At 46.5% G+C, this 13531-nt stretch carries 15 protein-coding genes; 2 read left to right on the forward strand and 13 right to left on the reverse strand.

What is annotated here, in order from left to right; all coding sequences use genetic code 11:
* Nucleotides 1-138: 138 nt before the first annotated feature.
* Together HP548_RS24545 and aroA are read right to left on the reverse strand one after the other, a co-directional pair.
* Complete coding sequence (locus HP548_RS24545; RefSeq protein ID WP_053784277.1) at nucleotides 139-573, reverse strand: CoA-binding protein; 435 nt, start codon at nucleotides 571-573, stop codon at nucleotides 139-141.
* Between the two features lie 36 nt (nucleotides 574-609).
* Nucleotides 610-1905, reverse strand: coding sequence for a 3-phosphoshikimate 1-carboxyvinyltransferase (aroA, locus tag HP548_RS24550; protein ID WP_175383123.1), 1296 nt, complete (start codon nucleotides 1903-1905; stop codon nucleotides 610-612).
* Between the two features lie 164 nt (nucleotides 1906-2069).
* On the opposite strand from aroA, the gene HP548_RS24555 reads away from it, so the two are divergent.
* Nucleotides 2070-2375: a rhodanese-like domain-containing protein gene (locus HP548_RS24555; RefSeq protein WP_076288204.1), complete on the forward strand. Its 306-nt coding sequence runs from the start codon at nucleotides 2070-2072 to the stop codon at nucleotides 2373-2375.
* 286 nt (nucleotides 2376-2661) lie between these two features.
* On the opposite strand, the gene HP548_RS24560 is transcribed toward HP548_RS24555, so the two are convergent.
* From HP548_RS24560 to HP548_RS24580, 4 genes are all read right to left on the reverse strand, one after another.
* Nucleotides 2662-3171 (reverse strand): shikimate kinase, encoded by a 510-nt coding sequence (locus HP548_RS24560; protein ID WP_246318202.1) that lies wholly within the window; start codon nucleotides 3169-3171, stop codon nucleotides 2662-2664.
* Nucleotides 3172-3561: 390 nt separating this feature from the next.
* Nucleotides 3562-4971: an NADP-dependent phosphogluconate dehydrogenase gene (gndA, locus tag HP548_RS24565; protein ID WP_064636561.1), complete on the reverse strand. Its 1410-nt coding sequence runs from the start codon at nucleotides 4969-4971 to the stop codon at nucleotides 3562-3564.
* Between the two features lie 170 nt (nucleotides 4972-5141).
* Nucleotides 5142-5741 carry a hypothetical protein gene (locus tag HP548_RS24570; RefSeq protein WP_113053909.1) on the reverse strand — a complete coding sequence of 200 codons (600 nt, stop codon included), beginning with the start codon at nucleotides 5739-5741 and terminating at the stop codon, nucleotides 5142-5144.
* Nucleotides 5742-6263: 522 nt separating this feature from the next.
* Nucleotides 6264-7556, reverse strand: a complete 1293-nt coding sequence (locus HP548_RS24580; RefSeq protein ID WP_175383125.1) for an MFS transporter — start codon at nucleotides 7554-7556, stop codon at nucleotides 6264-6266.
* Nucleotides 7557-7850: 294 nt separating this feature from the next.
* On the opposite strand from HP548_RS24580, the gene HP548_RS24585 reads away from it, so the two are divergent.
* Nucleotides 7851-9326, forward strand: a complete 1476-nt coding sequence (locus HP548_RS24585) for an aminotransferase class I/II-fold pyridoxal phosphate-dependent enzyme (RefSeq protein ID WP_063565751.1) — start codon at nucleotides 7851-7853, stop codon at nucleotides 9324-9326.
* Nucleotides 9327-9564: 238 nt separating this feature from the next.
* Here the strand turns inward: HP548_RS24585 and HP548_RS24590 are convergent, their stop codons facing one another.
* The 7 genes from HP548_RS24590 to HP548_RS24620 form a co-directional block, all read right to left on the reverse strand.
* A complete protein-coding gene (locus tag HP548_RS24590) occupies nucleotides 9565-9882 on the reverse strand; it encodes a DUF1292 domain-containing protein (RefSeq protein ID WP_063565566.1) in 318 nt (105 codons plus the stop codon).
* A gap of 97 nt (nucleotides 9883-9979) precedes the next feature.
* A complete protein-coding gene (locus tag HP548_RS24595; RefSeq protein ID WP_076288201.1) occupies nucleotides 9980-10534 on the reverse strand; it encodes a copper amine oxidase in 555 nt (184 codons plus the stop codon).
* 228 nt (nucleotides 10535-10762) lie between these two features.
* Nucleotides 10763-10960, reverse strand: coding sequence for a hypothetical protein (locus HP548_RS24600; RefSeq protein ID WP_072735367.1), 198 nt, complete (start codon nucleotides 10958-10960; stop codon nucleotides 10763-10765).
* A 100-nt stretch (nucleotides 10961-11060) separates the two neighbouring features.
* The gene (locus HP548_RS24605) at nucleotides 11061-11801 is read right to left on the reverse strand and encodes an SDR family oxidoreductase (RefSeq protein ID WP_175383126.1); all 741 of its coding nucleotides are present in this window, start codon (nucleotides 11799-11801) and stop codon (nucleotides 11061-11063) included.
* 6 nt (nucleotides 11802-11807) lie between these two features.
* A complete protein-coding gene (locus tag HP548_RS24610; RefSeq protein ID WP_175383127.1) occupies nucleotides 11808-12422 on the reverse strand; it encodes a TetR/AcrR family transcriptional regulator in 615 nt (204 codons plus the stop codon).
* 183 nt (nucleotides 12423-12605) lie between these two features.
* Nucleotides 12606-12782, reverse strand: a complete 177-nt coding sequence (locus tag HP548_RS24615) for a hypothetical protein (protein ID WP_175383128.1) — start codon at nucleotides 12780-12782, stop codon at nucleotides 12606-12608.
* An 89-nt stretch (nucleotides 12783-12871) separates the two neighbouring features.
* Nucleotides 12872-13432 (reverse strand): YdhK family protein, encoded by a 561-nt coding sequence (locus tag HP548_RS24620; protein WP_175383129.1) that lies wholly within the window; start codon nucleotides 13430-13432, stop codon nucleotides 12872-12874.
* Nucleotides 13433-13531 lie beyond the last annotated feature (99 nt).

Genomic DNA, 13531 nt, shown 5'->3' on the forward strand with positions numbered 1-13531 from the left:
TCTATCCTAGATGGTAAGCTTTACGCAACGTTTTGTCAAAGCAAAACAGTAACCTGTTGGTAATTTATTCTATATTCCAAGTATGTAACAGAAAAATCCCGTCAACTCGAGGTTAACGGGATTTTTAGTGATTGAGATTTAACCGCGTCCAGCACCGCGCAGAACGATGGAATCCTCTACCTTGATACAACGATTCGTTACCGCTGTCATGCCGTTCTCAGCAGCAATCTGTACGGCTTCATCACTATGGATACCAAGCTGAAGCCACAATACATTCGCTTTGATCGCCGCAGCTTCACGAGCCACATCGGCACAATATTCATCACGGCGGAATACATTCACGATATCTACCGGCTCAGGGATATCTGCAAGAGTCGCATATACCGTCTCCCCGAGAATCTCACCTTGTACCTGCGGATTTACCGGGATGATGCGATAACCTCTGCTTTGCATGGCTTCCGCTACCATATAGGAAGTGCGATCTGATTTGTCCGATAAGCCGACGACTGCGATGTTGCCTGCCTTGCGCAAAAGTTGTCCAATTTCTTCACGAGTAGGATTGTTAAATTCCATGTTCAAGCACCATCCTTTTCTGCTTAACGTGTTATTTTACTCTTTTACCCATTGAACCGAGGCGCCAAGCGCCTGCAAATGATCGAAATATTGCGGATAAGACTTGGCTACATGGTGTGCATCCCGAATACGAAGCGGTTCTTTGGAACGCAGACCGACAACGGTCAGTGCCATAATTACGCGATGATCGTAGTGAGCGTTAATCTCAACGCCGCCTTCAACGCCTTCCGGACGACCATGTACGATAATCTCGGCCTGACGTTCTTCTACGTTGGCTCCTGCCTTCCGCAGTTCGTTTAAATAATCCGTAATTCGGTCACATTCCTTGTAACGTAAGTTCTCTACATTATAGAACCGTGAGGTGCCATCCGCAAACACTGCTGCCGCTACCATGGCCAAAACCGCGTCTGTCGCGGCATCTCCATCGAATTCCACGGCTTTCAAAGTACCGTTACCTTGCACGTGAACCACATCGTTCTCATGCGTCAACGGCACTTCCATCATGCGCAGAACGTCAACAATAGCACGCTCACCTTGTTTGCTCTGTTCCATCAATCGCAAAATTTTAACATCGGATTGAGTGACCGCCGCAGCCGCGAGGACAGCTGCTGAACCCGGATAGTCTCCTTGAACCGTATATGTTTGCGGTTTATAGGCTTGGCCGCCAGGTACGCGGAAGGACATGTAATCATCACTCGCATGAATGACGATACCCGCTTGCTCCAGTACTTCCAGCGTCTGACCAATAACCACTTTGGATTTCAAGTCATTCAATACTTCAATTGTGCTGTCTTCGGCCAGAAGCGGAGTTACAAACAGCAACGCGCTCAAATACTGGGAGCTGACAGAACCGGATACACGGATATGTCCACCCTTAGCCTGACCACCTTTAATCGTGATTGGCAAGCGTCCTTGTTCGTGCTGTACCTCAACACCGAGCTGACCAAGCGCATCGATCAGGTCATCATGTGGGCGTTTGCCAAGAGAATCCGGGTACGTGTTTACAAACGTCACCTCAGGACAAAGTGCCGTTACCCCCATTAGGAAACGCAGCACTGCACCTGCATTTCCTACATTTAATTCACGCACATCATGTGGATGGCTGCCAAAGCCCTGGATAACAATTTTGCTGTCATCTTCTTCAAGCACTGCTCCAAGATCGCGAATACATCTGCGCATAGCGTCACTATCTTCACTGTGAGCCGGGTAATGGATCGTACTCGTGCCTTCTGCCAGAGCAGCAGCTAGCAAGTAGCGTGTGGTGTAGTTTTTGGAAGACAAAGCTCCAATTTCCCCTTTCAGGGATGGGGTCGGTTTAACGATAACGTCCATGGATGAAATTCTCCTTCATTGATTATAATGTGCTTCGTTAGATGATCCTGTTACGTATTTGGCTCAGGATACATGCGGTAATGCTGTACTGCCAAATTGACATTCCATACATCGCTTGGGTATCATTATAGGCGTTAAGTCCATACAGAAAAGAGGACCTGAATATGACACAAATTGCAGAAATTGAAACTTCTGAGCTACGCCGCCGTTTACTGGCGGGAGAGAAGCTGCAGATGATAGACGTCCGTGAGGACGATGAAGTCGCACAAGGCATGATCGAGGGAGCGAAACACATCCCGCTTGGACAGATTCCGGACAGACTGTCCGAAATTCAAAAGTCCGGTGAAATTGTTTTGATCTGCCGCAGTGGATACCGTAGCGAACGTGCCTGTGAGTACTTACAGCAGCTCGGATATGATGGCTGCACCAATATGGTTGGCGGCATGCTGCAATGGCAAGAGGAAAACTAAGTAACATCAGGATCGAGGTTATATGGTCAGGATAGCTAGCTGCAATCAGCAGTTCTCCATAACCACCATGCATCATGCACCCTGATTCTTACCATCAGTCAAACGGGCCAATCGGCCCGTTTTTCACATCGATCTCTCACGATCATACATCCCCATTCACCACTTTAAATCCTTCAACATATCTTCTTCCACATACGGAATGTATCCCTCTCCAGGCATCGACCCTACACTCATTTGTACGTTCTATCCCTACTCTCACTGACGAGAAAATGAAATAATTACAAGCTTAGACGCGGTAATGCGCTAAAATTAAACGAGTCACTTCAGAAGCGGATAACTCGGTTGTATCCACCGTGTAATGCGCAAACCGATATGCGTCCTTCCGTTCCTGCATAATGGTCTGAATGCGCTCCTCCGCATTGCCTGCCAAGAGCGGACGGTTATCACAGCCGCTGACGCGTTCTACTATCACTGCAGGATCAGCTGTCAGGGCAACCACCCAGCCGTTCTTCGACATGACATCACAGTTGTCCGAACGTAGTACCACACCGCCTCCGGTCGCAATCACCTGCGCCTTTTTCTCTAACACCGAGCACAACATGCGACTCTCGGCATCGCGGAAATACGCTTCTCCCTTGCCTGTGAACAACTCAGGAATCGTACAGCCTTCCTCTTTTTCCACCGCGGCGTCCACATCAATCAGTCGGTAACCTAACTCGCGCGCGAGCATGTCAGCGACGGTTGATTTGCCAGTTCCCATCATGCCGATGAGAATAATATTGTTAGACTTGCTCAAGGTGTACACTCCTTTAATTCAAGCAATTCGTGAGCACTTTTGTCCTATCATAACACAGCCCTGCGGACGGGGGAAGGCCATAGTATGACTGGCTTCCCTCCAAACATCCGCAAACACTTCCAGATCATATCGAAGCACGTCCATGTACTTCAAACGATTTTAAAGAACTCAAATCAGCCTATTTTGGAAATATAGGCGATTTTAAAATTCTAACGAATCTCGATGTAGGACCAGCTTAAGTATACGTAAAAAAAAGAGACCTGGAGCTCATCGGTATATGTACCGACTCTCCAAGTCCCCTTTCCAAGCTTCTGTCCATGCCGTTCTTCCAACCAAGGTCCTTGATTCAGGACAATTTAGCCAAATCTCACGGACTTGCGTTATACACTACTATTCCATCCAGTTGTGGTGGAAGCTGCCTTCTTTGTCCAGACGTTTGAACGTATGAGCACCAAAGTAGTCACGTTGTGCTTGCAGCAGGTTCGCAGGCAAACGCTCTGTACGGTAGCTATCGTAGTAGGACAAGGCACTGGAGAACCCAGGAACCGGAACGCCTTGAGTTACCGCAGCAGCTACCACTTCACGCCACGCACCTTGGTAGGATTCTACGATGTTTTGGAAGTATGGATCCAGAAGCAGGTTTTTCAGTGCTGCATCTTTGTCATACGCTTCTTTAATGTTTTGCAGGAACTGCGAACGGATGATGCAGCCACCACGGAAGATCATAGCGATGTTGCCGTATTTCAGATCCCAACCGTACTCATCGGAAGCTGCACGCATTTGGGCAAAACCTTGTGCGTAGGATACGATTTTACTTGCAAACAGTGCTTTGCGAACATTTTCGATGAATGCTTTTTTGTCACCAGAGAATGCTTCAACCGCAGGTCCGTTCAGGATTTTACTCGCTGCCACACGCTCGTCTTTCATCGCAGACAAGAAGCGGGAGAATACGGATTCCGTAATCATGGACAATGGTACGCCGAGATCCAGCGCGCTTTGGCTTGTCCATTTTCCTGTTCCTTTTTGTCCAGCTGCATCCAGAATGACATCAACCATTGGTTTGCCCGTTTCTGGATCGTATTTGGAGAAGATGTCTGCCGTGATTTCAATCAAGTAGCTGTCCAGCTCTCCTTGATTCCATTCTGTAAAGATAGCGTGAAGCTCCTCAACGGACACATTCAACACGGATTTGAGCAGGTGGTAAGCTTCACCAATCAGCTGCATATCTCCGTATTCGATACCGTTATGCACCATTTTTACATAGTGTCCGGCACCATCTGGTCCGATATATGTACAACAAGGATCGTCACCGACTTTGGCCGAAATGGCTGTCAGGATCGGTTCAACCAGCTTGTACGCACTCTCTTGTCCACCAGGCATAATTGCAGGGCCTTTCAGAGCGCCTTCTTCCCCACCGGATACACCTGTACCGATGAAGCGAATGCCTTTGTCTTCCAGCTCTTTGCTGCGACGTTGTGTGTCAGGGAAGTATGCGTTACCGCCATCAATGATGATGTCGCCCTCATCCAAATGAGGAAGCAGTTGTTCAATGGTAGCGTCGGTTGCATAACCAGCTTGTACCATGATCAGGATTTTGCGCGGGGATTCCAGGGATGCCACAAACTCTTCAATAGAGAATGTGCCTGTCAGGTTTTTACCTTCGGCTTCTTTCAGAAGATCGTTGGTTTTCTCCGGGGAACGGTTAAATACCGATACCGTGAAACCTCTGCTTTCAATGTTAAGGGCCAAATTTTTGCCCATTACTGCAAGTCCAATGACACCGATCTGTTGTTTCGCCATCTGGTCCTCCATCCTTTGCTCCAATTAATTTTATTGAATGAATTCTCAACAATACCCCCATTTTAACGGTTTTACGCATAGAAGTGAACCCCGGACCATGGTCGCACAGCGAGAAAACACCCCAATTACCTGAGGTGTTCATCGTATTTTCATAAATACAGCGTTATATTTCAGCCTTCCAGCATCAACATGTGCCCTGACAACTGCTTTAAGACTTTACGACAGGCATCTGCTTTTTCGATATTATCCGTCTGAATGGCGGCATGCAGACGCTCCAGTTCATCGTCTACTTCCATGCGCAGCAGCATGAGTCGCTCCTCACCTTCGCGCGAGAGAAACATTTCTTCCATCTCTTCCGCCGTCGGCGCAGGTTCCTTTTGAAAAATAACACGCTGTTTGAACCCGGATACTTCAACGAGACGAATGACTTCACCGAACAAAATATTTTCCACGGTCATCTGCTGATCCTTAAAGCGTTTCACAACGGCATGCCCACGTGTATCCCCAATCAGCTTCTCTAACCATTCCGCAAGTTTTGCATCCTTAATAATATAATCTCCCGTCATTTTGTAATTCCCACTGCGCGTCTGTTGAAAACGGAGCTTTACCAGCTTGCGTCCGGTGCGGACTGACAGAATAAAAAAGGATTCGTCCTCGCTCCAATATAGTGAATACCCCTCACGAATAAGGTCTTTGATCAAATTTTGGATATGCCGACGGTTGAACCGCAGCTCCAGATTGCAATATTCAACTTCATAACTCTTATTCACGGCACTCCCTCCATCTGTACCGGAGATGCTCCGGCCATCTTCTTCAATCGCTTCTACTCAATCGGCTTACCCTATTTTATACTTCATTTTATGTAAGGGTACTTGGTTATTTGACTATTTTTCACCGATTGATCCGGAGGATCGCAGCTTTCCGCAGATGCACAGGGGCAAGCCCCCGTTTTTTCATGATATAACGGACGCGAAATGGAGGTGTGCAGAGGTCATGTGCGGACTGCGAGTTGATCGGGATGATCCGCTGGCTGCAGATCGGGACAAGTTCCTGGAAACAGTTCGTTCAAGGTTCAAAACACTGCTGCCGCTCTACAAGATGTCTATGTCATAAGCAGACATGGAGTACCGTGAACAGTTAGCTCCCGAAGTTGACTACTACGGCGTTCAGAATAATCTTCACGTCGTTAGCTAAATAGATGGACTATGCTACATAAAAAGGGAGTTCCACAACCTGTACGGTTGTTGGAACTCCCTTTTCTTATTAGATCAACCTTACCAGGCTTCATCGCATCATTTAGCAGGAGCTGTACGATACGGTTTACGGGATAAGACATAATGCACAATGGCAAGTCCAGCCATAACGACAGCACTTCCGATAAATGGAGCCGGATGACTAATGTGATCCCACAGCAGTCCGGATACAATCGGTCCTACGACCATGCCTGATCCCTGAAGGGTCAGGAAGAAACCCCAGATCGCTCCGCGTTCTCCTTTGGGAATCAATGTGGCTACAAATGCATTCCAGGCCGGGAGAATCATCGCATAGCTGACACCAACCAGCATGACGATGCCGAACACAACAGGAATAGACGTAATGGAAGAAAAAGCAAACAGACTTGCTGCTGCCATTAAAAAACCGATGTTCAGGAACGGTGCCGTGCCAAACCGGTCTACCATTTTCCCTACAGGCAGCAGTGCAATGACCGTGATGCCACCACCGGCTATTAGCAACAAGCTATACAGGTTGGGCGAGATGTGCAGGTCTGTGCGAGTGTATAACGTAATCACGGGACTGAGCAGACCAATAACAAAGGACTGCATGAACAGTGCAGGATATACGAGCGGATTCACGTTAAGTGTACTGCGTACCCGTTGCAATGTGCCCTGGACACTGTTTTTGAGTCGGATGAAAGGCGTAAGAATATTCGGTTTAGCCGGATATTTCATGTCTGCCCGCTTAGTCTCACTTTCCGCATGCTCACCCTCAACAACGACACGTCCGGGTAGAATCAAAGCGACCAGAATGACCAGAATTGCAACACCCATCAACACCAGGAAAATGGTGCGATAATCGTGATGCGTCCGTTCCAATAGCCAGTTCATTCCGATCGGCCCAAGTCCAGTTCCTCCAAGTGCCGCCATCTCCAGCGCACCCATGGCTGTACCGTTCTTGTTCTGCGGCCCCGACATCGCGGTCACGCCCGTCATGGCGCAAGGCCATAGGGGTGACGTACCAACTCCAAGAATGAGACAAGCCATAGCAAGGCCAAAAGCACTTTTGAAAAAGATAATCATGATTACAGCTACTAATGTACAAATTAGGGCCGTCACCATTGTCGCGCGGAACCCGATCCGTTCTGCTGCCCAGCCAGAGGGAGCCCTGAACAGATTATCTCCCAAATATTGAAGGGCAAAGGCCACACCTATTACGCCAGCGGACAAGCCCAGAATATTGTCCATATACACGGGCAAAATAGCGACCAGCAGAGCACCCTTGATGATTTCAACTAGAAAAAGCGTTAGCCACATGGCTATAAAAAAAGGTGATCGCAGGATTTTGGCTGGTTTTGTATTGGTTTGCATTCTTTTTCCCCTTTCGATGCTTGCTTGCCCATCTCCTATCCTTACTGTAACCCTCGGGGATGTGTCCAAATCTCAGCAATTCGAAAAATTGTCAAGCAATACTGCTTGCATTCGGTTCTTAATTTGCTATACTCAAATTTGTTTGAGATTACAAAATGATAAGTTATCAGCAAAGCTGAACTAAATCCGTGATCGCAAGAAAAACATCCGCTACATGCGGTCTGTCTTCATAGAATTTACGTCGAAAGACGTTTTTCTTACAAATTATAATTAGGAAAGGTTGTGACAGCACTGATGGATCACCGCCGTACGCCGCTGTTTACCGCTTTAAAAAATCACGCGGCACTCAATCCGGTGCAATTTCATATTCCGGGACATAAAAAAGGATTGGGAACGGACACCGAATTTCGTGAATTTATCGGCGATAATGCCCTCTCCATAGATTTGATTAACATCGCACCGCTAGATGATTTGCATCAGCCAACCGGTGTCATTGAGGAAGCGCAGATTCTGGCAGCCGATGCCTTCGGAGCCGATTATACCTATTTTAGTGTACAAGGCACAAGCAGTGCCATCATGACCATGATTCTGTCCGTATGTGAACCGGGTGACAAGATTATTGTGCCCCGTAATGTGCATAAATCGGTCATGTCTGCCATCATTTTCTCAGGAGCGAAACCCGTGTTCGTCTCTCCTGCGCAGGATGCCAATCTAGGAATCGATCACGGTGTCACTACAGGCGCGATCCGACGTGCCCTTGAGCGTCATCCCGATGCCAAGGCATTGCTCGTCATTAACCCAACGTACTTCGGTGTATGTACCGATCTAAAAGAAATTGTTGAACTGGCGCATAGCTATCAGGTCCCAGTACTTGTGGATGAAGCGCATGGCGTACTCATTCATTTCCATGAAGATCTGCCGCTCTCAGCCATGGCCGCCGGGGCTGATATGGCTGCGACGAGTGTACACAAGCTGGGTGGTTCGATGACTCAGAGTTCTGTACTCAATCTGAACACGAAGAATGGTTATGTGAATCCGCAACGTGTACAAACTATTCTGAGTATGTTGACTTCAACGTCGACTTCCTACATCCTTCTGGCTTCGCTCGACACGTCGAGACGTAATCTGGCTCTGAATGGCCATCAGATGGCACAGAAGGCCATTGATTTGGCTGAGTTTGCAAGACGCTCCATTAATGATATGGACGGACTGTATTGCTTCGGCAGAGAGCTGCTGGGCACAGAGGCTACCTTTAATTACGACCCAACCAAAGTAACCATTCATGTTCGTCACCTTGGAATTACAGGTTACGAAACAGAGAACTGGCTACGTGAGCATTACAAAATCGAGGTAGAGCTCAGTGATATGTATAATATTCTGTGCCTCATCACGCCGGGAGATACGGATGACTCCGTAGAAATCTTGCTGAACGCCCTGCAAGATCTATCCCGTACGTATTATCAAGTGAATCCAGCCCACGAGCTGGTGGTTAAGGTTCCAGATGTACCACAGCTGATGCTGACTCCGCGTGATGCGTTCTATGGTGATACCGAAGTCATTCCTTTCAAGGAATCCGCTGGCCGGATTATTTCGGAATTCATCTACGTATATCCACCAGGAATTCCGATTCTGCTGCCAGGTGAGGTTATCACTCAGGAGAACATCGACTACATCATTGATCATGTTGAAGTTGGACTGCCTGTAAAAGGACCTGAAGATCGTAGCGTAACCAATGTAAAAGTCATTGTGGAAGCAGATGCGATTTTCTAGAACAGCCACCTCTTCATGAGGTTGATCGATCTAAGGACCAAGCGGGATGCTTGGTCCTTTTTATTTTTTTCTCCACACAGACTTGTCCTGTCTTGTGTTATGATCGCTGTCTTATTTGCATTTTCCCACCTATTCCACTGTCCCTATGGCAAGAAAAAACAACATTTACACCTAATAAAAAGCAAACAAAAGGCCCCCTGTGATCAAGGAGCCTTCTTGCTTTATTCCAAAAGGATGACTATTCTTGGCTTGCAACGAGTTCGTTGTACGCCGCTTCAACACGGGTCCACTCTTCTTCGTCTTCAATATTGTAGAGCACCATTTCCTCGTCTTCTTCTTCCATACGCAGAATGATGCCGTCAGCTTCAGGATTGTTACGTTCCAGCAGGAGCGCATAAACATGCTTCTCCACGTCAAACGTCTCCACCAGAACCATTTCCACGTCATTTCCGTTCTCGTCTGTCAGTGTCAGAAGAACTTCTTCATGCTCGTGGTCGTGGTCGTGGTCTTGACCGCATCCGCAGGCATCGCCGTGTTCATGTGTGTGATCGCTCATTGATATACCTCGCTTTATAAATAGAAATTGTGTAACCTTGCATATCGTAACATGTTCAATGGTCCAGGTCAATTTAACCGCCAAGGTTATTTTTGCTTCAATCGTTCAGCGCGGTAATGATTTTCTCGGCTGCCAGCACATAATTACTATTTGCATTTTCTTTAATATAAAAACCGACTTGGTACTTGCCAGCCCGGCTGAAATCATACGTAAAATCGTACGTTCGGAACCAGAAGTTATCCTTCTGAGTCTTGAGCTCTTGAGACTGAATATCCTTAACCTCACCACTTGGATTGGTAATCGTCACCTTCACGGCAGCTATATCCGTTGTCAAACTGTCGACTTGTGAGAACACATTAAATTTCAACTTACCCACGTTCACGTTGCCAAACACGGTATCTCCCTTGAAGAGAAAAATATGTACATTCGGTTTGATAACCGTTACTCTCTTGTTTGTGCTATCCCATCTGGCGATTCCGCCCGCTTCCCTTACAGGTACATAGGTCGTTCCGTCAATCAGATAACCACCGTCAGCTGCTTCCTTGCCGTTAATGAGAACCCGAATCTTCTCGTTCACTGAATCTGCAAACAATAAAGACCCGCCGAGCAAGGAGAATACTGTGACACACAGCAAAATTCTTTTCCATTTCATTCCGTCAATATTCCCTCCCCTGCTGCTAGCTGTTGTACATTTATACTGCAGGTTCATCCACAAAGTTGCGCTGTTTTTCATCATTTTTCATTTTTTATCCAGAATATTTTCCACCCCTTGGAACGATCAAAAAGAGGCGTTCCTTGTTAAAGGACGCCCCTATAGTATAGTTGTTGGCAATACGTAATTATACGAACTTCTTCTGGGTCAATTTTATTATGCTGCTAACTACGAAGTATGACGAGTTAATATACAAGGTACGCCCTTGCCCACAGCTCCATCGGTTCGCATCCGTGCTGCATAATCCATTCCTCGTGTACAGGGGGTCTTGCAACGCTCACATACATCCGAAGTAACCAATTTCATGGATACACGAAGTTTGTCACTCTTTAACGCGGGAGCTTTTTTTCCCTTTGCTTTTGCCATCCCGGATTCCCCATTTCCCCAATTGCTTGCTGATGTAATGCATCATATGGGGATTCGCCCGGTTGTGTGTCAAAAGGGGGAAACTTCGTGCATGATATCCTTAAATGAAACCGCCGTTTGCACGCAGCGTCTGTCCTGTAACCCATTGCGATTCTTCACTGACGAGGAATGAGATCACATTTGCAATGTCTTCCGGTTCACCCAGACGACCAAATGCATTCATTTTACGCATTCCTTCGAGCTGCTGCTCCGTCTTCCCAACAGAAAACAATTCGGTATTCACGGGACCTGGTGCAACAGCATTAATAGTGATTTGTCTGGAGCCAAATTCCTTCGCAAGCTGACGAGTAATCTGTTCAACTGCTCCTTTGGTACCTGCGTACACGCTGTATCCCGGAAACATCTGTCCAGTTACAGAAGTGGAGAAGTTAACGATTCGGCCCTGGTTCTCCATGTGTTTCCATGCTTGCTGACAAGCAAAAAATGTACCTTTTACATTAATCGCAAACTGCTGATCGAATTCTTCCTCAGTCACATCTGCCAAAGGTGTTGTCTTCATGATGCCTGCATTGTTGATCAGAATATCGATTTTTCCAAGCTGGTTAATCGTTTCGGAAAATAAACGCTCCACATCTTCCTTCCGGGCAAGGTCAGCCTGAACGGTAATGGCACGAACTCCTTTTTGGCGAGCAATATCTGCAACCTGCTCTGCTTTGTCGGGGCTACTCGTGTAGTTAATGACGACATCCGCGCCCATTTCAGCGAGTTGCTCAGCTATAGCACGTCCGATCCCCCGGGATGAGCCTGTTACAACGGCCACTTTACCTGTTAGCTTTTTCATTTACAATTACTCCCTCTCTTGTTCCAAATGTAATAATCCCTTTTCGATCAACAACCACACCTGTGCAAGTTCCGCATCAATTGTAGGGCTTTGCCATTCATAGGCATGTGCCGGATGATGAAAACGAGCTGTAGCTTGAAGGATAGCAGTTGCAACCACATCTGGGTTGTTAAATTGGAAATGATTCTCCTGCTGGATAATCTCACTCAGATGACGTACAAGATGTTTCACATGTTTAGCGATAATATCTGCGGATTCCTGGGTTACCCGTGCGTACATTTCAAACAACTCTGCATCGGATTCGGCATAATGACGTTTGCGAGCGATTAACACTTCTATATATACTTTCAAATGACGTGTTCCCTCACTGTTGTAACTCTGATCCTTAGCTATTGCCGTCAAAGGCGCGATAATCTCATCTTCGAGCCATTGTGCGGTCACACCTTCAAGTAATTCTTTCTTGCTTTTATAGTGCCTGTAAATCGTACCGTGACTAACGCCAAGCAATTTAGCGACATCCGTAACAGATGTTTTGCCAACTCCGAAGCGCCGGAGAGTTTCCTGCGTTGCTGCGATAATTTGTTCCTTGGTTAAAAATTCAGAAGTTTTGTCCTTATCCATATGATCAAGATGGTTACACCATCCTCAAGTCACCTCCGTTGAAATTAGATTAACATATCGAATAACAAATGACAAATAATTATTTTTGTCATTTGTTATTCTTGATAATTTTATATGTACGAGCGTAAAAAAAAGAGCCCATTTAATATGGCCCTTATCCAAAGTTTTAATGTTTCTCTTTTTCTAGAACACGAATTTAAACAATACGAAGATCACCGCAAGTATCCCACCGAGAATTAGCCAATTGCTGATTTCCCACCAAATGCTTTTCCCTCCGGCTAATAGCTGTTGTTCATTTTCTTCATGACGCTGTTTGTGTGTATGTGATTCGGAGGCATGGGGCGGCTTGCTGAAGTCCATCATATACATTCCCCTTTCCAGCAACTTTAATCTTATTGTTCCAGTATAACCCATAATTGAGTGAGAATTTGATTATACTTTGAAAAGTATTATTGAATAGACAATTCTTCTTCTGTGACCCATTTATGATTCTTCACCGGATCTCCGCCTGTGGTCGGGGTGTAATCAACCATATATACCGTCGTTTGCTCAACGGAGTCAATCGTTGCCTTAGCCCCTTTCATTCCTGGCATGTGGTCAGCGTTCAGCACAACCTCTGTTCCTGCTGCATACGGTTGATCCGTATGGTCCTGAATTTCCTCCTGGATGACCCATTTATGGTTTTTCACAGTATCTCCTCCTGTGGTTGGTGTATACGAGACTGTATACGCTGTTGTCTCATAGGCTCCCACAATGGTCGCTTCTGCACCCTTCATTCCAGCCATATGGTCCGTACTCATCACGGCCTGGCTGCCCACAGGATATGTTGGATTTTTCTTTTCATGAAGCCCTTCCGGTAATTCTCCCGAATCCGAGTGGTGCATCTCTCCTGTGCTCGCTGTATGACTGTTACTACTGCTATTATCCTGCCCAGCATTTTTGCCACATCCACTTAACATCAGACTGCTCGTGATCACCGTAGTCAGCAATATCATTGCATACTTTTTCATGAGTTGCACTCCTTTGAACTTTCGTTTTCTACTCTTATAATATACCCCATATGGGTATATTTCAATCGTGATCGATTTCTTTATCTATTTTTGTATATC

Source organism: Paenibacillus taichungensis (genome assembly GCF_013359905.1).
GTDB lineage: Bacteria > Bacillota > Bacilli > Paenibacillales > Paenibacillaceae > Paenibacillus > Paenibacillus taichungensis.

Excerpts from the sequence above, each read along its gene's own strand:
- HP548_RS24545 (WP_053784277.1), bottom strand. The coding sequence starts at position 573 with ATGGAATTTAACAATCCTACTCGTGAAGAAATTGGACAACTTTTGCGC.
- aroA (WP_175383123.1), bottom strand. The coding sequence starts at position 1,905 with ATGGACGTTATCGTTAAACCGACCCCATCCCTGAAAGGGGAAATTGGA.
- HP548_RS24555 (WP_076288204.1), top strand. The coding sequence starts at position 2,070 with ATGACACAAATTGCAGAAATTGAAACTTCTGAGCTACGCCGCCGTTTA.
- gndA (WP_064636561.1), bottom strand. The coding sequence starts at position 4,971 with ATGGCGAAACAACAGATCGGTGTCATTGGACTTGCAGTAATGGGCAAA.
- HP548_RS24580 (WP_175383125.1), bottom strand. The coding sequence starts at position 7,556 with ATGCAAACCAATACAAAACCAGCCAAAATCCTGCGATCACCTTTTTTT.
- HP548_RS24585 (WP_063565751.1), top strand. The coding sequence starts at position 7,851 with ATGGATCACCGCCGTACGCCGCTGTTTACCGCTTTAAAAAATCACGCG.
- HP548_RS24590 (WP_063565566.1), bottom strand. The coding sequence starts at position 9,882 with ATGAGCGATCACACACATGAACACGGCGATGCCTGCGGATGCGGTCAA.
- HP548_RS24595 (WP_076288201.1), bottom strand. The coding sequence starts at position 10,534 with ATGAAATGGAAAAGAATTTTGCTGTGTGTCACAGTATTCTCCTTGCTC.
- HP548_RS24600 (WP_072735367.1), bottom strand. The coding sequence starts at position 10,960 with ATGGCAAAAGCAAAGGGAAAAAAAGCTCCCGCGTTAAAGAGTGACAAA.
- HP548_RS24605 (WP_175383126.1), bottom strand. The coding sequence starts at position 11,801 with ATGAAAAAGCTAACAGGTAAAGTGGCCGTTGTAACAGGCTCATCCCGG.
- HP548_RS24610 (WP_175383127.1), bottom strand. The coding sequence starts at position 12,422 with ATGGATAAGGACAAAACTTCTGAATTTTTAACCAAGGAACAAATTATC.
- HP548_RS24615 (WP_175383128.1), bottom strand. The coding sequence starts at position 12,782 with ATGGACTTCAGCAAGCCGCCCCATGCCTCCGAATCACATACACACAAA.
- HP548_RS24620 (WP_175383129.1), bottom strand. The coding sequence starts at position 13,432 with ATGAAAAAGTATGCAATGATATTGCTGACTACGGTGATCACGAGCAGT.